Genomic DNA, 21,896 nt, shown 5'->3' with positions numbered 1-21,896 from the left:
CCCTCGGCGCTCCCCTCGGCGCTCCACCGCGCCCCCGCGCTGCGTGTGGCCGCGCCTCGTCGCCGCGCGCCTCCACTGCGCTCCCCGGGGTCTCCCCACTCCGCTCCCCGGGACCCCTCCACTCCGCTCCCCGGAGTCCCCCCACTTCGCCCCACCTTCCGTCCCGCGCATGCCCGGTTCCCCCGCCGAAGGCCTCCGAGGGGCAGTGACCTGCGCTCTTGCTGAACGCGTTCCCAGGGTTCGACGGCCCCGCCAGGCACGGACACGCCCTGGAACGGCTGTGCCGCAGGATTTCCCTCCACCCCGCTCCACACTCTTGACCTGCCCTGATGCCGCGAATCTGAGGTCGGTTCGACGAATGGGTAGCGGGAAGTGGTGAGTTGTGGGGTAAAGTGGGGCGTGCAGGAGGGAGATGGTGATCCCTCGTCGAGAAAGGGGGCGCGGATGTTCCTCGGAACCTTCACGCCCAAGCTCGACGACAAGGGCCGCCTGATCTTTCCCGCGAAGTTCCGGGACGAGCTCGCCTCGGGCCTGGTGATGACTCGGGGACAGGAGCACTGCATCGCGGTGTACCCCCTGGCCGAGTTCCGCCAGAAGCTCGAGGAGGCCAGGCGGGCTCCGACCACGGATCAGCGCACGCGCGACTACCTGCGTGTGCTGCTCTCGGGGGCGGAGGACGTCATCCCGGACAAGCAGGGCCGCATCACGATCCCCGGCCAGCTGCGCACCTACGCGGGCCTGGACCGGGAATGCGCCGTGATCGGCGCTCTGGACCGCCTCGAGGTCTGGTCGCTCCCCGCGTGGGAGTCCTACCTCGAGCAGAAGGAGGAGGGCTTCGCCCAGACCGCCGAGTCGGTGGTCCCGGGCCTGTTCTGAGGGACTCCGTCCCGCGAGACCTCTCGTCGCTCCCGCCCCGACGCAACTTCCCCGGTGGCGGGTCGGGAGCGACGAGGAATCCCGCCGGACGGCACCACGAGCAGCACGCGATGCCGCACCACGACGATCGAGAAGCACGCATCACGCAGGAGAGGCGGTGGGATGGACGAGAACCGGCATCCGGTCCGAGCCCAGGACCGCCACGCTCCCGTCATGCTCCAGGCGTGCGTCGATCTCCTCTCTCCGGCTCTGGTCGAGCCGGGCTCCGTCTACGTGGACGCGACGCTCGGCATGGGCGGCCACGCCAGCGCCGTGCTCGCCGCCTGCCCGCACTCCCGCCTCATCGGCATCGACCGTGACACCGCAGCCCTCGAGCTCGCCCGCGAGCGCCTCGCGCAGGACGGCTTCGCCGACCGCATCGACCTCGTGCACGCCACCTACGACGCGATCCCCGAGGTCCTCGCCGAGCGCGGGCTGACCGCGTCGGCCGTGATGATGGACCTGGGGCTCTCCAGCTTCCAGATCGACACGTCCGAGCGCGGCTTCTCCTATGCGGCCGACGCACCCCTGGACATGCGCATGGATCCCGCCTCGGGCGGCCCCACCGCGGCCGACCTGCTGCGCGACCTCGACGAGAAGGAGCTCGCCCGCATCCTGCGGGAGTACGGCGACGAGCGCTTCGCCCCGCGCATCGCCCGCCGCATCGTCTCCGAGCGCGCCGAGCACCCGCTCGAGCGCAGCGGAGAGCTCGTCGACCTCCTGGACCGTGCGATCCCCGCGGCCTCCCGCGCGCACGGCGGACACCCCGCCAAGCGCTCCTTCCAGGCCCTGCGGATCGCCGTGAACGACGAGCTCGCGATCCTCGCCCGCGCGATCGACGGGGCCCTCGACTCCGTCGGCGTCGGCGGCCGCGTGGTCGTCGAGTCCTACCACTCGGGCGAGGACCGGCTCGTGAAGACGGCCCTGGCCCGTCGCACCCGCTCCTCGGCGCCTCCGGACCTGCCCTTCGAGCTCGAGGAGCACAAGCCCACCTTCGCCGCTCTCACGCGCGGCGCGCTCCAGGCCGACGAGGCCGAGCGCGAGTCCAATGCCCGCTCCGCCTCGGTGCGCCTGCGCGCCGCCGAGCGCCTCCGACCCGCACACTGACGAACGACCGACGAATCGGAACGCATCATGGCCATCAGCACCGCACCCCGCGTCGCACCCCGCCGCGCCGCGCGACCCGTCGCCCGCACCTCCGCCAGGCCCCGCCTCGCGGTGGTCGCCGCGCCGTCGACGCGCCGCAGCCCGCTCCCGTTCGCGATCCTGTGCACCCTGATCGCCGTGGTCACCCTCTCCTCGGTGCTGTTCCTGAACATCCAGATGTCCGACACCAGCTACGAGATCACCCGCCTTCAGTCCACCTCGCAGAAGCTCACCGAGCAGTCCCAGGGGCTGCAGGAGCAGGAGGACGAGCTGAGCACTCCCCAGGAGCTCGGCAAGCGCGCGAAGGATCTGGGCATGGTCCAGGCCGGGGACCCGGGCTACATCGATCTGGGAAATGGCAAGGTCGTCGGCGAGGCGCAGACGGTCCAGGGCGCCTCAGGGGCAGAATCGTCCTCGATCCCCGCGGCCTCGATCTACGAGGACGTGGAGACGTACCACGGAATGGGCAACGAGGGGGACTGATCGATGGCCTCGAACTCCCGTGACCGAGGACGTTCGGGCTCCTCGTCCTCGCGCGCGTCGTCCGGATCGGCGCGCGGCGCGTCGTCGTCCCGACGCCGTCAGACCCGCCCCGCGCATCCGGTGATCCCGGCCCCGCGCGTGGGCGAGCCGCTGATGCGCCGCCGCCTCATGCTCACGCTCATGGGGGCCGGTGCCGTCACGCTCGGAGGCCGCCTGGTCTGGGTGCAGGGGCTGGACGCGAGCGCGCGCGCCGCCGAGGCGGTCGACCAGCGCACCACCGATCGCACCATCACCGCCCTGCGCGGAGAGATCATCGACCGCAACGGCGCCGTGCTCGCACGCAGCGTCGAGCGCTACGACCTCTGGGTGAACCAGCTGCAGGTCGGCGACTTCAAGCCCAAGGACAAGGATCTGGGCACCGGCGTGAAGGCCGCCGCCAAGGTGCTCTCCCCGCTGCTGGACGAGGACGTCGACGATCTCGAGAAGACGCTCACGGGGAAGCGCGGCTTCCTCTACCTGCGCAAGAACGTCGAGCCCGACGTGCGCGAAGCCGTCATCTCGCAGGAGATCCCCGGGATCGGATCGGACCGCGTCTCCGAGCGCATCTACCCGGCCGGGGAGATCGGCGCCAACGTCATCGGCTTCATGGGCGGCGACGGCGTGGCGCTCGCCGGCGCCGAGTACAAGTACGACAAGAACCTGCGCGGCAGGAACGGCAAGGTGCGCTACGAGCGCGGCGCCGGCGGCCAGGTCATCCCCACCGGCAAGCAGACCACCGAGGAGGCCGTCGACGGCGACGACCTCGTCCTGACGATCGACGAGAACCTGCAGTGGAAGTCCCAGCAGGTGGTCGCCGAGACCGTGAAGAAGTTCGGGGCCGACGCCGGCAGCGCCGTCATCTACAACGTGCGCACCGGCGAGCTGCTCGCCCTCGCCGACTACCCGACGTTCGACCCGAACAAGCCCGGCAAGACCGACCCCGAGTACCTGGGCAACCAGTCGCTGTCCAACGTGTTCGAGCCGGGCTCCACGGGCAAGCTCCTCACCGTGGCGTGCGCTCTCGAGCACAAGAAGGTCACGCCATCCTCCCACTACACCGTGCCCTACACGATGGACTTCGACGGCAACCGGATCAAGGACTCCCACCCGCACGAGACCCAGCACCTCACCCTCGCGGGCGTGCTGAAGAACAGCTCGAATGTGGGCACCGTGCAGATCTCCAAGACCGTCTCCGACAAGCAGCGCTATGCGACGCTCAAGGCCTTCGGGATCGGCGAGAAGACCGGCATCGGCCTGCCCGGGGAGTCCGAGGGCATCCTGCACCCCGTGGCGGACTGGGCGGGTCGCCTGCGCTTCACGATCGCCTTCGGCCAGGGGTACTCCGTGACCCCAATCCAGATGACCGCCGCGATCGGCGCCTTCGGGAACGACGGCGTGCGCATGCAGCCCACGATCGTGGCGGGCACCCGCGACGAGAAGGGCACGCTGACCGCGGCCACCACCGCCAAGGGCGTGCGCGCCTGCTCGAGCGAGACCGCGCGGACCATCCGCAACCTCATGGACAACGACATCGACGACGACGCCGCGTCCAACGCGGCCGTCCCGAACTACGCGGTCGGCGGCAAGACCGGCACGGCGGAGAGCGGGGCCGGCTACACCGCGTCCTTCATCGGGATGGCACCCATCGACGACCCGGAGATCGCCATCGGCGTGTTCGTGTACGGGCTTAAGACCTTCATCTCGGGCAACACGGCGGCCGCCCCCGCGTTCTCCGAGCTCATGCAGTACACCCTCCAGACCCAGGGCATCGCGCCCACCGGCAAGAAGGGCAAGACCCTGGAGGACGAGTGGTGAGCGGTCATCCCCGCGCGGTCCCGCCCCGTCCCCGGCGCGCCGAGGACGGAGAAGACGTCTCCGCGGCCCCGCGGATCACGGCGGGGGAGCTCGCCCGGCTGCTCGGGGCGGAGGTGGTCGGCCCTGCCGATGACGCCATCGTGCTGACGGGCGCGACCCTGGACTCCCGCGCCGTCGAGCCCGGCGACCTCTACTGCGCCCTGCCCGGGGCCCGCACCCACGGCGCCCGCTTCGCCTCCCAGGCCGCGGCCTCGGGCGCGCTCGCGGCCCTCACCGATCCCGTCGGCGCCCAGGAGTGCGTGCGCGCGGGCCTGGTCGCCCTGGTCCTGGACGATCCCCGTGCGGCGACCGCGCGCGCCGCGGCCGCCGTCTACGGCGACCCCTCGCAGCGGCTCACGATGATCGGCGTCACCGGCACGAACGGCAAGACGTCCGTCGCCACGATGCTTCACCGCACCCTGCTCTCCCTGGGGGTGCCGGCCGGCGTCATCGGCACCAACGGCACCGAGTACCGCGACGGCGACGGGGAGGACGCCGTGGTCACCACCGTGCGCACCACCCCGGAGTCGCCGGACCTGCAGGGGATCCTCGCGCGCATGCTCCAGAGCGGCGTGCAGGTGTGCGTCATGGAGGTCTCGAGCCACGCGATGGTCCTGCACCGGGCCGACGAGATCGCCTTCGACGCCGTCGCCTTCACCAACCTCTCCCAGGACCACCTGGACTTCCATCCCACGATGGAGGACTACTTCCGCGCCAAGGCCTCCCTGTTCGCGCCCGCGCACGCGCGCGTCGGCGTGGTCTGCGTGGACGACGACTGGGGCATGCGGCTCGCCCGCGAGTCGCCCGTCCCGGTCACGACCTTCACCACGGACCCGGCCCGCTCCGCGGACGTCGTGGTCGAGCAGGTCGAGCCCCATGCCTTCGGCAGCTCCCTGCGCGTGCGCGAGGCCGACGGCTCGACCCACGATCTGAACTCCCAGATCCCGGGCATGCCGTACGTCGCCAACACCATCGCCGTCCTGCTCCTGCTCGAGGCCGTCGGCCGCAGCGGCCCCGAGGTGCGCGAGGCGATCTCGCGCTCCGGCCGCGTGCCCGGACGGATGGAGCTGGTCGCCGAGGAGCCCGTGCGCGGAGTCGTCGACTTCTCCCACACCGAGGACGCCCTCGCCAAGACCCTCGCCACCCTGCGCGCGGTGCCGGGCACCCGCCGGCTCCTCGCCGTGATCGGCGCGGGCGGCGACCGCGACGCCGGCAAGCGGCCCCACATGGGCGCCGTCGCCGCCGACCTCGCCGATGTCGTGATCATCACCGACGACAACCCCCGCAGCGAGGACCCCGCCTCGATCCGCGAGCAGGTGCGCGCCGGCATCCCCGCGGACACCTCCGCCGAGGTGCACGTCGTCGCCGGTCGCGAGCGCGCGATCGACCTCGCGTGCGAGCTGGCCGACGTGGGCGACACCATCCTGCTGGCCGGCAAGGGCGCGGAGACCGGTCAGACGATCGGCGATACAGTCCTTCCGTTCGATGATCGCGTGCAGCTGCGGCGACGACTCCCCGGGTCCGACGCCGCGCCCGTGGATCCGGACGACGCCCCGACCCGACCCCGAGAAGGACGCTGAATGCTCGCCATCACTGCCCAGGAGATCGCCGAACTCACCGGCGGTGAGCTGATCGGCGGCGCCACGGGCACCGAGCAGGTCACCGGAGAGGCGCGCATCGATTCCCGCGCCGTGCGCGGGGGCGACCTGTTCGCCGCCTTCCACGGCGAGAACGTCGACGGCCACCGCTTCGTCGGCTCCGCCCGCGACGCCGGCGCGGCTCTCGCCCTGGTCACCGACGCCGTCGACGTCCCCGCCGTGCGCGTGGCCGACGTCGTGACAGCCCTGTCCGACCTGGCCCGCGCCCAGCTCGCGAGCGCCCGCGCGCGCCGCGAGGACCTGCGCGTCGTCGCCCTCACGGGCAGTGCCGGCAAGACCGGCACCAAGGACCTGCTGGGTGCGCTGCTCCGGGAACTCGGGCCGACGGTCGCGCCCTCCGGCAGCCCCAACAACGAGCTCGGCCTGCCGCTCACGGTGCTGTCCCTGACCGAGGACACCCGCTTCCTCGTGCTGGAGATGGGCGCCCGCGGCATCGGCCACATCGCCCACCTCACCGCGATCGCCCCGCCCGACGTCTCCCTCGTGCTGAACGTCGGCAGCGCGCACCTCGGCGAGTTCGGATCGGTCGAGGCGATCGCGCAGGCCAAGGGCGAGATCGTCGAGGCCCTCCAGCCCACGGGCCGGGCGATCCTCAACGCCGACGACGCCCGCGTCGCGCGCATGGCCTCGCGCACCTCCGCGCCGGTCACCACGTGGGGCATGGCCTCCGGCGACGTGCGCGTCCAGGACCTCCGCCTCGACGAGCAGGCCCGCGCCCGCCTCACCCTCGCCGTCCCCGAGGGCCTCACCCGCCTGGACGGCAGCGCCATCCCCGAGGACACCCGCGAGATCACCCTCGACCTGCTCGGCGAGCACCAGGCGCTGAACGCCGTCGCCGCCGCGACCGCCGCGCTCGTGCTCGGCATGGACCTCGAGGACGTCGCGCGCCTGCTGCCGCGCCTGCATCTCAGCTCCGGCCAGAGGATGGAGGCCGTGCACGCCGCCGGGGACGTGCTCATCCTCAACGACGCCTACAACGCGAACCCCGACTCCATGCGCCAGGCCCTGAAGACCCTCGCGCACCTGGGCCGCACCCGGCGCACCATCGCCGTGCTCGGCGAGATGCTCGAGCTCGGCGAGGACTCCCTGCGCCTGCACGACGAGGTGGGCCGCCTCGCCGTCCGCCTCAACATCTCCCAGCTGATCGCCGTCGGTCCCGGGGCCCGGCTGATCCATCGGGGCGCCTGCCTCGAGGGCAGCTTCGGCGACGAGTCCGAGGAGGTCCCCGACCTCGACGTCGCCCTCGAGCGCCTCGTCGAGATCGTGGAGCCGGGCGACGTCATCCTGCTGAAGTCCTCGCGCGACGCCGGGCTGCGCACGCTCGCCGAACCGCTGCGCGATGCCCTCGACGCGCGCGAGCGCGGCGGGGGAGACCCGGCCGCCGCGCCGAGCGACGGATCCGCAGGCGCTCACGCCCGGGCGGCCGACGGCATGGCAGACTCGCAGGACACGACGCCGGACCCGGCGACGACCGGGCCGGCACCCACGACCGACGACCACGAGCCGGGAGACGCAGGAGGCGCACGCGCATGATCGCGATCATCATCGCCGGCGGCGCCGCGCTCGTCCTGGCGCTCATCGGCACCCCGCTGTACATCCGGGTGCTCGTCAAGCGCCATTACGGGCAGTTCATCCGCGACGACGGGCCGACCTCGCACTCCACCAAGCGCGGCACCCCCACCATGGGCGGCGTCGCGATCATCCTCTCGGTGCTGATCGGGTACGCGGTCGCCCACCTCATCACCCAGCAGCCGCCGTCGGCCTCTGGCCTGCTCGTGCTGTTCCTGATGACAGGACTGGGCGTCGTCGGCTTCCTCGACGACTTCATCAAGATCACCCGCCAGCGCAGCCTGGGCCTGCGGGCCTACCAGAAGCTCATCGGCCAGTTCGCCATCGCGACGGCCTTCGCCGTCATGGCCCTGCTGTTCCGCAACGACTCGGGCCATGCGCCCGCGTCCACGCGCCTCTCCTTCGTGCGCGACCTGCCCTGGCTCGACCTCGCCTTCGCCGGCACCACGATCGGCTTCGTGCTCTTCGCGATCTGGGCGAACTTCCTGGTCGCCGCGTGGTCCAACGGCGTGAACCTCACCGACGGGCTCGACGGCCTCGCCACCGGCGCCACCATCATCTTCGCGGGCGTCTACCTCGTGATCTCCTTCTGGCAGTGGCGCCAGACCTGCACGAGCGGGCACCTCCTGCTGGACTCCGCCCACTGCTACAGCGCGCGCGACCCGCTGGACACTGCGATCATCGCGGCCGCGATCGGCGGCGCGTGCATCGGCTTCCTCTGGTACAACACCTCGCCCGCGAAGATCTTCATGGGCGACACCGGCTCCCTCGCCCTGGGCGGCGCCCTCGCAGGCCTCACGATCGTCTCGCGCACCGAGCTGCTCGGCGCGATCATCGGCGGCCTCTTCGTGATCATCTCGCTGTCGGTCATCATCCAGGTCACGAGCTTCAAGCTCACCCGCAAGCGCGTGTTCCGGATGGCGCCGCTCCAGCACCACTTCGAGCTCAAGGGCTGGAACGAGGTCACGATCGTGGTCCGCTTCTGGATCATCGCGGGCGTCCTCGGCGCGGCCGGACTGGGCCTGTTCTACCTCGACGCGCTCCCGGGGATCGCCTCGTGAGCTCGGACGGCACGCCGGTCGACGCGCGCCCCTGGCCGGGCCTGGACGTCGTCGGCCTCAGGATCCTCGTCGTCGGCTTCGGCGTCTCCGGGTACGCGGTCGCCGACCAGACCATGCAGCGCGGTGCGAGCGTGATCGTCGTCGACGCGGCGGACACCCCGCGCCACCGCGAGCGCGCCCGCATCCTCGAGGTCTTCGACGTCGAGGTGCGGCTGGGCGCCGAGCACACGCTCGCCCTGCCCGAGGACGCGGACGTCGACCTCGTGGTCACGTCCCCCGGATGGCGTCCCGATCAGCCCCTGCTCGCGCAGGCCGCCGCCGCGGGCATCCCGGTGTGGAGCGAGGTCGAGCTCGCCCGCCGCATGCAGGCGCCGGACGGCCCCGCCTGGCTGGGCGTCACCGGCACCAACGGCAAGACCACCGTCGTGACGATGCTCGAGACGATCCTGCGCGCCGAGGGGCTGCGCGCCGTCGCCTGCGGGAACGTCGGCCTGCCCGTGATCGAGGCGGCCCTCGACCCCGAGGGGTTCGACGTCCTGGCCGTCGAGCTCTCGAGCTTCCAGCTGCACTGGACCCAGCACGTGGACTGCGAGGCCGCGGCCGTCCTCAACATCACCGAGGACCACCTCGACTGGCACGGCGGCCTCGAGGCCTACGCCCGCGCCAAGGGAAAGATCTTCGAGGGCGTCCGCGTGGCCTGCGTCTTCAACACGGCCGACGACCTCACCCGGAGGCTCGTCGAGGACGCCGACGTCGTCGAGGGCGCCCGTGCCGTGGGCGTGACCCTGGGCGCCCCCGGCCCGTCCGAGCTGGGCGTCGTCGACGACCTGCTCGTGGACCGCGCCTTCGTCGAGGACCGCCGCCGTCAGGCCGCCGAGCTCGGCTCGCTGGCCGACCTGGCGCACCTGGGCCCCCACGGCGCCCCGCCCCACGTCGTCTTCAACGCGCTCGCCGCCGCGGCCCTCGCCCGCGCCCACGGCGTCTCCCAGGCGGCCGTGCGCGAGGGGTTGCGCGCCTTCCGCTCCGGCAGCCATCGCAGCGAGATCGTCGCGGTCGGCACCGGCATCGCCTTCGTCGACGACTCCAAGGCCACCAATCCCGACGCGGCCCGCGCCTCCCTGCTCGGCATGGAGCACGTGGTCTGGATCGCGGGCGGCGACACCAAGGGGGCCGACGTCGACACGCTGGTCGCCGAGGTGTCCGGACGCCTCCGCGGCGTCGTGCTCATCGGATCCGACGACACGCCCTTCCGCGAGGCGCTCGAGCGACACGCCCCCGCAATACCCCGCGTGCGCGTGCCCGCGGGTGACACTGAGGATCCCGAAGGACGTTCCCGACTGATGCGGGAGGCCGTCGACGCGGCGGCCGGACTGGCACGGGATGGCGACGCGGTGCTCCTCGCACCCGCCGCGGCCTCGATCGACCAGTTCACGGACTATGCCGAGCGCGGCGACCTCTTCGCCGCCGCCGCCCGCGCGGCCACCGGGACGCAGGACGCCGAGGACACGCAGGAGCCGGACGGACCGGAAGGACGCGCATGAGCCCCCAGCAGACGCCCCGTCGGGCCCCTGCTGTGGTGCGCCCGGACGAGGACCGCCCCCTGGGCGACGTCGGCGGTCGCGTGCGCAACGGCCTCGGCGACTGGGGCCGCTCCCCGGTCCTGGACTTCTACGGCCTGATCTGCGTGGGCACCCTGCTCATCGGCACGGGCCTGGTGATGGTCCTCTCCAGCAGCTCCGTGGTGAGCATCGCCAAGGGCGACTCCCCGTTCGCGGGCCTTCTCGCACAGGGGAAGTTCGCACTGATCGGGCTCGTCGGCCTGCTCGTCGCCGCGTTCCTGCCCCCGCGCAACTACGAGAGGTTCGCCTGGGTGCTGCTCGGTCTCGGCATCGCCCTGCAGTGCCTCGTGCATGTGCCGGGCATCGGGGTCGCCGCCGGCGGCAACACGAACTGGATCCGCATCGCCGGCCAGACCCTGCAGCCTTCCGAGCTCCTCAAGCTCGCGCTCGCCGTCTGGCTCGGCGCGATCCTCACTCGCAAGCGCCCGCTGCTGCACCGCACGATGCATCTCGTGATCCCCGTGGTGCCGGTCATCGTGGTCGCCCTGGGCCTCGTGCTGCTGGGCCACGACCTGGGCACGATGATGATCATGGCGATGCTGGTCGCCGGCTCCCTCTGGATCGGCGGCGTGCCGCGGCGCTGGTTCGTGCTCGGCGGCGGCGTGGGCGTCGCCGCGATCCTCTTCTTCGCCCTGACCAACGCCAACCGCATGGCCCGCATCGGCAACTGGCTGCACGGCACCTGCGAGGGCGACTCCTGCCTGCAGTCCGACCAGGGCCTCATGGGCCTCGCCGAGGGCGGATGGTGGGGCGTCGGTCTGGGGCAGTCGCGCCAGAAGTGGGGGCGCCTGCCCGCCGCCCAGGACGACTACATCTTCGCGATCATCGGCGAGGAGCTCGGGCTGATCGGCACGCTCGGCGTGCTGCTGCTGTTCTCCGTGCTCTCGCTCATCCTCTTCCGGATGATCACCCGCGCCCGGGACCCGTTCATCCAGATCACCATCGGCGGCGTGGGCGCCTGGCTGCTCGGCCAGGCCTTCGTGAACATGATGGTCGTCACCGGCATGCTCCCCGTGCTCGGCGTGCCGCTGCCCTTCATCTCCTCCGGCGGCTCCGCCCTGGTCGCGTCCATGCTGGCCCTGGGCATGCTGCTGTCCTTCGCCCGCCACGAGCCCGGCGCCCAGGAGGCCCTCACCGCCCGCATGGGCACCGTGCGCAGCGCTCTCGCGGTGATCCCCGCGAGCCGCGGGGGAGAGGGGACGCGTCGTCGTCGCCGCGGTCGCCGCGGGGCGAAGCCGGCAGGCGGAGCGTCGTCCGCGCGGAGGACGAAGGCGACGGCAGGCACCGCGAAGGCGTCCACCACGCGCGCCGCCGCCTCCGGCGGGCGCGCCCGCACCGCGGCCCCGTCCTCCCGCTCCCGCGGTGCCGGGGCCCGCAGCTCCGGGACCCGCACCACAGGGTCCCGCGGCGCCGGATCCCGCAGCTCGGGCGCCGCGCGACGTAGCCGTGCCCGCTCGTCGGCCCGATCGGCCGAGCCCACTGCCCGCCCCGACACCGAGGGATACGCCCGCTGATGAACGCACCGACCGTCCTGCTGGCCGGAGGCGGCACCGCAGGCCACGTCTCGCCCCTGCTCGCCACCGCCGCGAAGATCCGCGAGCTGGACCCCGAGGCCGAGGTGCTCGCTCTCGGCACGGCGGACGGCCTGGAAGCCGACCTCGTCCCGGCCGCGGGCCTCGAGCTCGCCACCATCGAGAAGGTTCCCTTCCCTCGCCGTCCCAACGGCGCTGCGCTGCGCTTCCCGGCCCGCTTCGGCGGCAGCCTGCGCGAGGTGCGCGCACTCATGAAGGACCGAGGCGTCGGCGCTGTCTGCGGCTTCGGCGGCTACGTGTGCCCGCCCGCCTATCTCGCCTCCGCCTCCGCGCGCATCCCTCGCCTGATCCATGAGGCGAATCGCCGGCCCGGCCTCGCCAACCGTCTCGGTGCCCGCGGGGCCGCGGCCGTGCTCACGGCCTTCGAGCACACCCCGCTGCCCGGTGCCCGCCGCATCGGGATGCCCATGCGCGAGGGCATCGCGGCCCTCGACCGCGCCGCCCGCCGCACCGACGCCGTGCGCTCCTTCGGACTGGACCCGGAGCGCCCCGTGCTGCTGGTCACCGGAGGGTCCCTGGGTGCCCAGCACCTCAACGAGGTCGTCGTGCGCAGCGCGGAGACGGTGCTCGCGCACGGCGGCCAGATCCTCCACGTCACCGGCCGAGGGAAGACCGAGGTCGGAGCCGCCCTCGCGGACCGCGACGGCTACCAGCTGGTCGAATACGTGAGCGCCATGGAGGACGCCTACGCCGCCGCCGACCTCGCCGTCACCCGCTCCGGGGCCGGCACCGTCAGCGAGCTCACGGCCGTCGGCCTGCCCGCGGTGTTCGTGCCCCTGCCGGTCGGCAACGGCGAGCAGGCGCTGAACGGCCAGGAGGTCGTGAGCGCCGGCGGCGCCCTCATGATCTCCGACGCCGACCTCGACGAGCAGGTCATGACCGGCACGATCCTGCCGCTGCTGAGCGACCCCGAGCGTCTGCGGGCGATGTCCGAGGCCTCCCGCGCCTTCGGCATCACCGACGCCGCCGAGCGCCTCGCCGGTCTCGTCCTCGCCGCCGCCCACCGCGGCTGATCCCAGCGCTGCTGACCTCACCGCGTCAGGCCCTGGCACGGCTGATCCCAGAGGCGCTCACCCCACTGCGGGCGGCCCCTCCGCGAGCCGGCCGCGGGGTTCCGTCGCGGGGTCCCGTCCGGCTCTCCCCGGGCACGTGACCGACGACGCGCGGAGAGCCTCCGGGAGGCTCCGAGGAGCGCCGGTTACCGTGGGCGCATGACCCCGCGCGCTGCCTCCGACGACCTTCCCGCCCTGCCCGACGGGGTGCGCACGATGCTCCGTCCCGGAGACGTGGTCACCGACTCCGCATGGCCCCAGGGCCCCGTGCGCTCGATCCACGTGGTGCGCATCGGCGGTGCGGGCATGTCCGCCGTCGCGCGGCTCGCCCTCGAAGCGGGGCTCGCCGTGAGCGGCTCGGACTCGCAGGACGGACAGTTCATCGGCCCGCTGCGCGCGGCGGGCGCCCGCATCGGGATCGGCTTCGACGCGGGCCTGCTGGCCGACGACGTCGATCTCGTCGTCGTCTCCACCGCCGTGCGCGCCGACAACGTCGAGGTGATCGCCGCCCGCGAGCGCGGCATCCCCGTCATCCATCGCGCCGCGGCCCTCGCCGGGCTGCTGCAGGATCGCCGACTGCTCGCGGTCGCGGGCACCCACGGCAAGACGTCGACGACCGCCATGGCCGTGCTCGCGCTGCGCGGCACGGACGCGGACCCGGCCTGGGCCCTCGGCGCCGCCGTCCCGGACCTGGGCCGCAATGCCGGGCTGCGCGAGGACGCGGACTCCGAGCGGCCGACCGATGAGGTCGGTCCGGACGCTGCGCTCGCGGTGATCGAGGCCGACGAGTCCGACGGCTCCTTCCTCGCCTTCGCCCCCTCCGCGCTCGTGGTCACCAACCTCGAGGCCGACCATCTGGACTTCCACGGCGACGAGGCGACCCTCGTGGCCGCCTTCGACGCCCTCGTCGACCGTGTCGTCCCGGGCGGCACGCTCGTGGTCTGCGCCGACGACGCGGGTGCCGCGGCGCTGGGGGAGCGGTCCGCCGGGCGCGGCGTCGACGTCCAGACCTACGGACGCGCCTCGGGCGCCGACTGGCGTCTGCTCGATGAGACGCCCGAGGCCACCGGCACCCACGCCCGGGTCGCAGGCCCTGTCGGCGAGATCGAGCTAGACCTGCACGTCACCGGGCACCACAACGTGCTGAACGCCATGGGCGCGCTGGCCGGGTCCCTCGCCCTGCTGGCCGCGGACGGACACGAGACCGCCGACGTCGCCGATCCCGCGGGCATCTCCGCCTCGACGCCGGACCCCGCGGCGATGGCGCGCGCCCTGGCGACGGGCGTCGGCCCGTTCGCCGGCGCCTCCCGCCGCTTCGACCTGCGCGGAGTGGTCCGGGGAGTGCCCGTGTTCGACGACTACGCCCACCACCCGCGCGAGGTCGAGGCGACGATCGCCGCCGCCCGGGGAATCGTCGGCTCCACCGGGCGCGTGCTCGTCGCCTTCCAGCCCCATCTCTACTCGCGCACCCGCGCGTTCGCGGAGGACTTCGCCCGCGCCCTCGGCCGGGCCGACGAGAGCTGGGTGATGCCCGTCTACGGCGCCCGGGAGGATCCCGACCCGGCCATCGACGCGCGCACCATCACCGATCGTGCCGAGCCGGGCGCCGTGCTGCACGCGCTCACCGATCGCGCCGAGGTCGCACCCTCTCTCGCGGCCGCCGCCGAGGACGGCGACATCGTCCTCATGCTCGGAGCGGGGGACATCGTCGAGGCGACCCCGGGGGTGCTCGCAGCGCTCGGCGGTGAGCTGTCCTGATGGCGCGCCGTCCCACCCCTCCGCGGTCTCGCCCCGGAGTCCCGGAGGCCCGCCCGTCGGCCGACGAGCGCCCGGCGGCCCCTCGCCGTCAGGCACCCGCGGAGCGTGAGACCCCTGCGCAGCGCCAGACTTCGGCGCAGCGCGCGGCGCCCGCGCAGCGGCAGGCGCCCGCGTCACGGAAGAGCGCCGCGCAGCGCCAGGGGACCGCGGCGCAGAAGCGCCCTGCGCAGCGTCCGGGCTCGGCGGAGCAGAAGAGCTCCGCGCAGCGCACCGCGGCCTCCGGGTCCGCGTCGACCCCGGCTGCGCAGGGACGCACGGGCGCCGACGCGTCGCACGAGGAGACGACGGGCCGGGGACGCGTCGTCCAGGCCGCCGACCGCTTCGGCGGGATGCTGCGGGCGCGCCCCTGGCGGCGCCGCCGCCGCGCGATCATCCTCGGCACCGCCGGCACGCTCCTCGCCCTGATCGTGCTGCTGGTCGTCGCGATCACGATCCCCCCGCTGCGCGTGCACGAGGTGACGGTGAGCGGCGCCGGCTACGTGGACGCATCCGCGATCACCGACGCCGCGGCTCCGCAGGAGGACCACAGCATGCTGCTCGTGCGTTCGGGCGCCGTGGAGAAGGAGGTCGAGAAGGTGCCCGGGGTGAAGACGGCACAGGTCTCCAAGAAGTGGCCGAGCACGCTCAGCGTCGAGGTCACCGAGCGCACGCCGCTGGCGACCCTCAAGGACTCCGACGGCTCCACGCACATCCTCGATGCGGACGGCGTCGAGCTCCCCGAGGCCGCGGGCAAGGACAAGGAGCTCGTCCCGCTGACGATCGGCGGGAAGGGCGGCGACACCGACGCGATCTCCGGCTCCATGCTCTCCGTCCTCGCGGCCCTGCCGGACTCGATGCGCAGCACCGTCACCGGCATCACCGCGTCCTCCACGAACGACGTGACGCTCACGGTGAAGAGCGACTCCGGGACGAAGACCATCGTGTGGGGCAACGCGCAGGACAGCGAGCTGAAGGCGAAGGTCGCCACGACCCTGCTCACGCAGCCGGGCACCGAGATCGACGTCACCAGCCCGGTCGCCCCCGTCACCCGCTGAGGCGGCGCGAGCGCCCGCTCGCGGAGGCGGGAGCTCCCCGGCCTTCGCACCGCCGCCCCTGCGAGCCCGTCCGCGGCGCACCGTCGGGCGACGGACCCGCACAGATCAACGCAACACGCCGCGACACGCGCAGGTCGGTCGTTGCGCCGATCAGACCTCGTCCATAGCGTCGAGACAAGGGATGAGAGCGGAGAAGTCCCAACCTCAACTCGAGGTCGAGGGTCAGGGTTCGCGGATCTCGCCCCTCTCTCATCAGCACGAGTACGACAAGAGCAAGGACCTGAACGTGGCCGGATCCCAGAACTATCTCGCTGTCATCAAGGTCGTCGGCATCGGCGGCGGCGGTGTCAACGCCGTCAACCGCATGATCGAGTCCGGCCTCAAGGGCGTCGAGTTCATCGCGATCAACACCGACGCCCAGGCGCTGCTCATGTCGGATGCCGACGTGAAGCTCGACGTGGGCAAGGAGATCACCCGCGGCCTCGGCGCCGGCGCCGATCCCGAGGTGGGCCGCAAGGCCGCCGAGGACCACGGCGAGGAGATCGAGGAGGTCCTGCGCGGGGCCGACATGGTCTTCGTGACCGCCGGCGAGGGCGGCGGCACCGGCACGGGCGGCGCGCCCGTCGTCGCCAAGATCGCCCGCAGCCTCGGCGCTCTGACCATCGGCGTGGTCACCCGCCCCTTCACCTTCGAGGGCCGTCGCCGCTCGAGCCAGGCCGAGTCCGGCATCGAGGCGCTGCAGTCCGAGGTCGACACCCTCATCGTCATCCCCAACGACCGCCTGCTCTCGATCGCCGACAAGCAGGTCTCGATGCTCGACGCGTTCAAGAGCGCGGACCAGGTCCTGCTCTCCGGCGTCCAGGGCATCACCGACCTCATCACCACGCCGGGCCTGATCAACCTCGACTTCGCCGACGTGAAGTCCGTCATGCAGGGAGCCGGCAGCGCCCTCATGGGCATCGGCTCCTCCCGCGGGGACGATCGCGCCCTGCAGGCCGCCGAGCTCGCGGTCTCCAGCCCCCTGCTGGAGGCCTCGATCGACGGCGCCTACGGCGTGCTGCTCTCGATCCAGGGCGGCAGCGACCTGGGCCTGTACGAGGTCTCGGAGGCCGCCCGCCTGGTGCAGGAGGCCGCGCACCCGGACGCGAACATCATCTTCGGCTCCGTCATCGACGACGCCCTGGGCGACGAGGTCCGCGTGACCGTCATCGCCGCCGGCTTCGAGGGCGGCGGGCCCACCCCGCGCACCGACTCCTCGAGCGCCGTGCGCTCGGGCGGATCGGACCGCGGGGATCGCGGCCTGGCCGCGGGCGGATCGGACCGCGCCTCCCGACAGGAGGGCGCCGCCCGCGCCTTCGGTGCGAGCCGTCCCTCGCCGTCGGCCCCGGCCCGCCCCGAGCCGCGCCCGGTGCGCTCGGCCGACTCCGCGTCGACCGCGACCAGCGGCGGCTGGGGCGCTCCCCAGCAGAGCTTCACGCCGTCGCAGCAGGCGCCGGCCGCCGAGCCCGCCGCGGCCGATCCGGCCGACGTCGAGGAGGAGGCGCCCCAGCAGGCGCAGCCCGTCCAGCCGGCGCCCGTCCAGCCGCAGTCCTCCCCGGTTCGCCCGCCGCGCGTCGAGGAGCCCCCGGCCGACGACGACGACCTGGACCTGCCCTCGTTCCTCAAGTGAGCGACCGGCAGCAGTGAACGACCAGCGGCCGACGGCCGTCACCGGTGCTCGGGCCCCGCGGCTCCGCGGGGCCCGAGCCCTGTTCACGACCCGTCTCGGCGGGGTCTCCGAGCCTCCCTTCGACGGTCTGAACCTCGCCCACCACGTGGGCGACGCCCCGGAGGCCGTGACGCGGAACCGCGAGCTGATCGCCGCGCGCATCGGCGCGCCTCTCGTCTTCGTCGAGCAGGTCCACTCCGACCGCGTGCACGTGCTGCGGTCCTCGGAAGCGGCCGCGGGAGAAGCGGCAGCCGCGGGAGATGCCGCGGATGCGTCGGAGGCGGGGGAGCGGCAGGTGGTGACCGCGGACGCGCTGGTCACCGACCGAGGGGACGTGGCCCTGGCGATCATGGTGGCCGACTGCCTCCCGGTGCTGCTCAGCGACGCCGAGGCGGGCGTCGTGGCGGCGGCGCACGCGGGCCGCGCCGGTCTTCTCGGCGGAGTGCTCGAGCGCACGCTCGAAAAGATGCGGGCGCTCGGCGCCCGCCCCGAGCACATGCAGGCGGCCATCGGACCCGGCATCTGCGGGTCCTGCTACGAGGTGCCCGAGGAGATGCGCGCACGGGCCTCCGCGGACCTTCCCGCCGTCCGGGCGACCACGCGTCAGGGCACCCCCGCCCTCGACCTGCGGGCCGGAGCGCGCGCGATCCTCGAGGGAGCGGGGCTGGAGCCGTCGGCCGTCGACGACGACCACCCGTGCACCCTCGAGACCGACGCCCTGTTCTCCTACCGCCGCGCGCAGCGCACGGGCCGGTTCGCCGGAGTCATCCGGCGCGACTGACGCGGCGCGACCGCAGGTGATGCGACACGCCGGGCGACGACACGCCGTCCACGTCCGTCGGAGCGTCCCGACCCTCCGGTAGGTTCTTGACCGGGACTCCCGCGCACTCCCCGTGCTTCCCCGGAGTCCCACCAACCGCAGCGGACGAACGAATGCACAGGGAGAGCACCATGGGAGCCTGGCACAACGCGATGGTCGCTCTCGGCCTCGCCAACGAGGTCGACGAGGACTACTACGAGGACGAGCAGCCGCGCCGCGACGAGGTGGCGCCCGTGCGCCGCACCGAGCGCGCGCCGGAGCCGGCCCACGAGCGGGAGGCGCAGGTGACCCCGATCCGTCAGCGCCAGAGCAGCGTGGTGGCCGTCAGCCACCCGTCGGAGGACACGATGCAGCGCATCACCACCATTCACCCGCGCTCGTACAACGACGCCAAGGCGATCGGCGAGTCCTTCCGGGACGGCGTGCCGGTGATCGTGAACCTGAGCGACATGCAGGACGGCGACGCCAAGCGCATGGTCGACTTCTGCGCCGGCCTGGTCTTCGGGCTGCGCGGCAGCATCGAGCGCATCACCGGGAAGGTGTTCCTGCTCTCCCCGGAGTTCGTCGAGGTGGACGGCGAGTCCACCACGGACGAGGGCAGCTTCTACAACCAGAGCTGAGCGCGCAGTGCAGCTGATCGCCTCGATCCTCTACCTCGCGCTGCTGCTGTACACGCTGGTCCTGCTGGCACGTCTCGTGCTCGACTGGATCCGCTCGTACGCGCGCGACTTCCGGCCCCGCGGCATCGTGCTGCTGCTGTTCGAGATCGTCTTCACGCTCACGGATCCTCCTGTGCGCGCTCTGCGCCGGGTGATCCCGCCCCTGCGGCTGGGAAGCTTCTCGCTCGACCTCAGCCTGCTCATCCTGCTGCTGGTGTGCTCCCTGCTGATGCGCGTGCTCTGGGGCATCGCGATCTGAGGACTGCGCCGACGCCCGCGCACCGACGGGTCGAGAGGCTCCGCCCGTGGACGTGGCGCCTGCCACGGCGGCGGGGTTCACGACCTGGCCGTGGCACCGCGCGCGATCCGCTACGCTGTGCAGTGCGACGCTGAGCGGCGCGTTGACCACACGACGTACGAGAAGGTGACCCATGGCTCTGATGCCCGAGGACCTGGAGAACAAGCGGTTCACCCCGGTTCGGTTCTCCGAAGGCTACGACATGGACGAGGTCGACAATTACCTCGACCTCGAGGTGCTTCCGCGCCTGCAGGAGCTCATCGACGAGAACGCCCGGCTGACCAAGGAGCTCGAGGAGGCGCACAACCGCGTCGCCGAGCTCGAGAGCTCCCCGCAGGACGGCTCCGCCGCCGCGGCCGCCGCTCCGGCCGAGTCGGCCGAGGACGCGACCTCCGAGACCGCTGCGGTCAGCGAGAGCACCGCGGCCCCCGAGGCCGCGACCGTCGAGACCGGTGGCGCCGAGGCGGACACCGCCGCCGTCGCCGATGCGCAGTCCACGCAGGACGCCGCGGCCGCCGTCGCCGAGACGCCCGACCAGTCGGCCGCCGGCATCATCGCCCTCGCCAACCGCCTGCACGACGAGCACGTGCGCAACGGCGAGGCCGAGCGCGACCGCCTCATCTCCGAGGCGAACGACGAGCACCAGCGGATCGTCGGCGAGGCCGAGGAGAAGTCGCGCACCACGCTCGACGACCTCGAGACCAAGAAGGCCGATCTCGAGAAGAAGATCGAGAAGCTGCGCACCTTCGAGCGCGACTACCGCAACCGTCTGCGCAACTACCTGGAGAACCAACTCAGCGAGCTCGAGACGAGCGAGACCCAGGACAAGCACGCGAACTTCGGCCTGTGAGCCGCAGATCCACCGAGTCGGGGGGGGGGGGGGGCGCCCCGGGGGGGGGGCCCCCCCCCCCGGGGGGGGCGGCCGCCCGCCGCCGTTCGACGGTCTCCGGCGAGGTCGGGGGCAGCGGGCTGCGGGGCATCACCCGCACGACCACCCTGATCGTCGTCGTGGTGGTCGCCGCGGTCATCCTGATCCTCGACCAGGTCACCAAGCACTGGGCGGAGGCGCACCTCGCACCGCTCACCCCGCAGCCGCTGCTCGGCGAGATCCTGCAGCTGAACCTGCTGTACAACTCGGGCGCGGCCTGGGGGATGGGCTCGGGCATCACTCCCGTGGTGACGATCGTCCAGATCGTGATCGCCGTCGCCGTGGTGGTGTTCGCCCTGCGCTCGGTGCGCTCGCGTCCCTACGCGATCGCCCTCGGCCTCGTGCTCGGCGGAGCGCTCGGGAACATCCACGACCGGCTGCTGCGGGCCCCCGGCCCCTTCACCGGCTGGGTCGTCGACTTCCTGCAGCTGCCGCATTGGCCGATCTTCAACGTCGCCGACATGGGCGTCACCGGCGGCGCCCTGCTCGTCGTGCTGCTGGGACTGATCGGCCGCCCCGCGAACCCGTCGGCCGCCGAGATCGCGGCCGGCTCCGACGACCCGGCCGCGCCCGCCGACCCGGCCACCCCCGTCGGCCCGGACGCGACCGCCGATCCGACCGCCTCCGCCGGCCCGGACGCGACCGCCGACCCGACTGCCCCTGCCGACCCGACCTCCCAGGAGCCGCCGCGATGAGCGAGGAGCGCACCGTCCCCGTCCCCGACGGTCTCGCGGGTGAGCGCGTGGACGTCGGCATCGCCCGTCTGTTCGGACTCTCGCGCACGCGCGCCGCGGACCTCGTGATGGCCGGCGAGGTCGAGGTGGACGGCGCGATGCCTGCGCGCTCGACCCGCCTGGAGCCCGGCGCGATGCTCACCGTGCGCATCCCGCAGGAGGCTCCGCCTCTCGAGGTGCGCCCGAGCATCGTCGAGGGCATGGGGCTGGTGCACCAGGACGACGACATCGTGGTGATCGACAAGCCCGTGGGCGTGGCCGCCCACCCCAGCGCGGGCTGGAGCGGGCCGACGGTCCTCGGGCACCTCGCCGGCGCGGGCGTGAGCATTGTGACCTCGGGCGACCCCGAGCGGCGCGGAATCGTCTCCCGCCTGGACGTGGGCACGAGCGGCCTCATGGTCGTCGCCCGCACCGAGCGCGCCTACACCGTGCTCAAGGATGCCTTCCGCGCCCGCGAGGTCTCCAAGACCTACCACGCGCTGTGCCAGGGGCGGCCGGTGCCGCCGCAGGGCACGATCGACTCGCCCATCGGGCGCTCGCCGAACCATCACTACAAGTTCGCCGTGCTGCGCGACGGCAAGCCCTCGGTCACGCACTACGACGTGATGGAGGAGCTGCCCGGCGCGGCGCTCTGCGAGGTGCGCCTCGAGACCGGGCGCACCCACCAGATCCGCGTGCACTTCTCAGCCATGCGGCACCCGCTGGTCGGGGACCCCCTCTATGGCTCGGACCCGACGCTCGCGGCGCGCATCGGCCTCGAGCGGCAATGGCTGCACGCCATGGAGCTCTCCTTCCTGCACCCCGTGACCCGGGAGCAGGTCACCTTCACCTCGCGCTATCCCGCCGACCTCCAGCACGCGCTGGACGCCCTGCGCGAGGGCGCCTGAGCCTCTCGCGTCCGTCGTCGAT

19 protein-coding genes are annotated in these 21,896 nt (G+C 72.9%); all 19 read left to right on the top strand.

From position 1 onward, the window contains the following. The first annotated feature begins 444 nt into the window (after positions 1–444). The 19 genes from mraZ (at position 445) to I8D64_RS03735 (ending at position 21,874) form a co-directional block, all read left to right on the top strand. Positions 445–876 carry a division/cell wall cluster transcriptional repressor MraZ gene (gene mraZ / locus I8D64_RS03825; protein ID WP_200501128.1) on the top strand — a complete coding sequence of 144 codons (432 nt, stop codon included), beginning with the start codon at positions 445–447 and terminating at the stop codon, positions 874–876. A gap of 162 nt (positions 877–1,038) precedes the next feature. Next, positions 1,039–2,022 carry a 16S rRNA (cytosine(1402)-N(4))-methyltransferase RsmH gene (gene rsmH / locus I8D64_RS03820; protein ID WP_200501127.1) on the top strand — a complete coding sequence of 328 codons (984 nt, stop codon included), beginning with the start codon at positions 1,039–1,041 and terminating at the stop codon, positions 2,020–2,022. 27 nt (positions 2,023–2,049) lie between these two features. Then, entirely contained in the window at positions 2,050–2,544 is a 495-nt protein-coding gene (gene ftsL, locus I8D64_RS03815) for a cell division protein FtsL (RefSeq protein ID WP_200501126.1), read from the top strand. A gap of 3 nt (positions 2,545–2,547) precedes the next feature. Further along, complete coding sequence (locus I8D64_RS03810) at positions 2,548–4,398, top strand: peptidoglycan D,D-transpeptidase FtsI family protein (RefSeq protein ID WP_200501125.1); 1,851 nt, start codon at positions 2,548–2,550, stop codon at positions 4,396–4,398. Continuing rightward, on the top strand, positions 4,395–6,017 hold the full coding sequence (locus tag I8D64_RS03805) for a UDP-N-acetylmuramoyl-L-alanyl-D-glutamate--2,6-diaminopimelate ligase (protein ID WP_200501124.1): 1,623 nt from the start codon (positions 4,395–4,397) through the stop codon (positions 6,015–6,017). The genes I8D64_RS03810 and I8D64_RS03805 overlap by 4 nt, the downstream gene beginning before the upstream one ends. After that, positions 6,018–7,628, top strand: coding sequence for a UDP-N-acetylmuramoyl-tripeptide--D-alanyl-D-alanine ligase (locus I8D64_RS03800; RefSeq protein WP_200501123.1), 1,611 nt, complete (start codon positions 6,018–6,020; stop codon positions 7,626–7,628). After that, positions 7,625–8,725 (top strand): phospho-N-acetylmuramoyl-pentapeptide-transferase, encoded by a 1,101-nt coding sequence (gene mraY / locus I8D64_RS03795; RefSeq protein WP_200501122.1) that lies wholly within the window; start codon positions 7,625–7,627, stop codon positions 8,723–8,725. The genes I8D64_RS03800 and mraY overlap by 4 nt, the downstream gene beginning before the upstream one ends. Further along, positions 8,722–10,266: a UDP-N-acetylmuramoyl-L-alanine--D-glutamate ligase gene (gene murD / locus I8D64_RS03790; protein WP_200501121.1), complete on the top strand. Its 1,545-nt coding sequence runs from the start codon at positions 8,722–8,724 to the stop codon at positions 10,264–10,266. The genes mraY and murD overlap by 4 nt, the downstream gene beginning before the upstream one ends. After that, the gene (ftsW, locus tag I8D64_RS03785; protein ID WP_200501120.1) at positions 10,263–11,858 is read left to right on the top strand and encodes a putative lipid II flippase FtsW; all 1,596 of its coding nucleotides are present in this window, start codon (positions 10,263–10,265) and stop codon (positions 11,856–11,858) included. Before murD ends, ftsW begins: the two co-directional genes overlap by 4 nt. Next, entirely contained in the window at positions 11,858–12,949 is a 1,092-nt protein-coding gene (gene murG, locus I8D64_RS03780) for an undecaprenyldiphospho-muramoylpentapeptide beta-N-acetylglucosaminyltransferase (protein ID WP_200501119.1), read from the top strand. Before ftsW ends, murG begins: the two co-directional genes overlap by 1 nt. Before the next feature lie 198 nt (positions 12,950–13,147). After that, positions 13,148–14,746 carry a UDP-N-acetylmuramate--L-alanine ligase gene (murC, locus tag I8D64_RS03775; protein ID WP_200501118.1) on the top strand — a complete coding sequence of 533 codons (1,599 nt, stop codon included), beginning with the start codon at positions 13,148–13,150 and terminating at the stop codon, positions 14,744–14,746. Continuing rightward, positions 14,746–15,840 carry a cell division protein FtsQ/DivIB gene (locus I8D64_RS03770; protein ID WP_200501117.1) on the top strand — a complete coding sequence of 365 codons (1,095 nt, stop codon included), beginning with the start codon at positions 14,746–14,748 and terminating at the stop codon, positions 15,838–15,840. Before murC ends, I8D64_RS03770 begins: the two co-directional genes overlap by 1 nt. Positions 15,841–16,126: 286 nt before the next feature. Continuing rightward, positions 16,127–17,509 carry a cell division protein FtsZ gene (gene ftsZ, locus I8D64_RS03765; RefSeq protein WP_200501274.1) on the top strand — a complete coding sequence of 461 codons (1,383 nt, stop codon included), beginning with the start codon at positions 16,127–16,129 and terminating at the stop codon, positions 17,507–17,509. Positions 17,510–17,522: 13 nt separating this feature from the next. Continuing rightward, positions 17,523–18,329: a peptidoglycan editing factor PgeF gene (pgeF, locus tag I8D64_RS03760; protein WP_200501116.1), complete on the top strand. Its 807-nt coding sequence runs from the start codon at positions 17,523–17,525 to the stop codon at positions 18,327–18,329. Positions 18,330–18,499: 170 nt separating this feature from the next. Continuing rightward, positions 18,500–18,988 carry a cell division protein SepF gene (locus I8D64_RS03755; protein WP_200501115.1) on the top strand — a complete coding sequence of 163 codons (489 nt, stop codon included), beginning with the start codon at positions 18,500–18,502 and terminating at the stop codon, positions 18,986–18,988. A gap of 7 nt (positions 18,989–18,995) precedes the next feature. Beyond that, positions 18,996–19,286: a YggT family protein gene (locus I8D64_RS03750; RefSeq protein WP_200501114.1), complete on the top strand. Its 291-nt coding sequence runs from the start codon at positions 18,996–18,998 to the stop codon at positions 19,284–19,286. 172 nt (positions 19,287–19,458) lie between these two features. Next, positions 19,459–20,175, top strand: coding sequence for a DivIVA domain-containing protein (locus I8D64_RS03745; RefSeq protein WP_200501113.1), 717 nt, complete (start codon positions 19,459–19,461; stop codon positions 20,173–20,175). A 119-nt stretch (positions 20,176–20,294) separates the two neighbouring features. Continuing rightward, positions 20,295–20,948 carry a signal peptidase II gene (gene lspA, locus I8D64_RS03740; protein WP_200501273.1) on the top strand — a complete coding sequence of 218 codons (654 nt, stop codon included), beginning with the start codon at positions 20,295–20,297 and terminating at the stop codon, positions 20,946–20,948. Beyond that, positions 20,945–21,874, top strand: coding sequence for an RluA family pseudouridine synthase (locus tag I8D64_RS03735; RefSeq protein WP_200501112.1), 930 nt, complete (start codon positions 20,945–20,947; stop codon positions 21,872–21,874). Before lspA ends, I8D64_RS03735 begins: the two co-directional genes overlap by 4 nt. Positions 21,875–21,896: the final 22 nt, after the last annotated feature.

The sequence above is a fragment of the Brachybacterium halotolerans genome (assembly GCF_016623465.1).
Taxonomy (GTDB): domain Bacteria; phylum Actinomycetota; class Actinomycetes; order Actinomycetales; family Dermabacteraceae; genus Brachybacterium; species Brachybacterium halotolerans.
The sequence above is the reverse complement of the archived record's forward strand: the minus strand, read 5'-3'. Positions and strand labels throughout refer to the sequence as shown.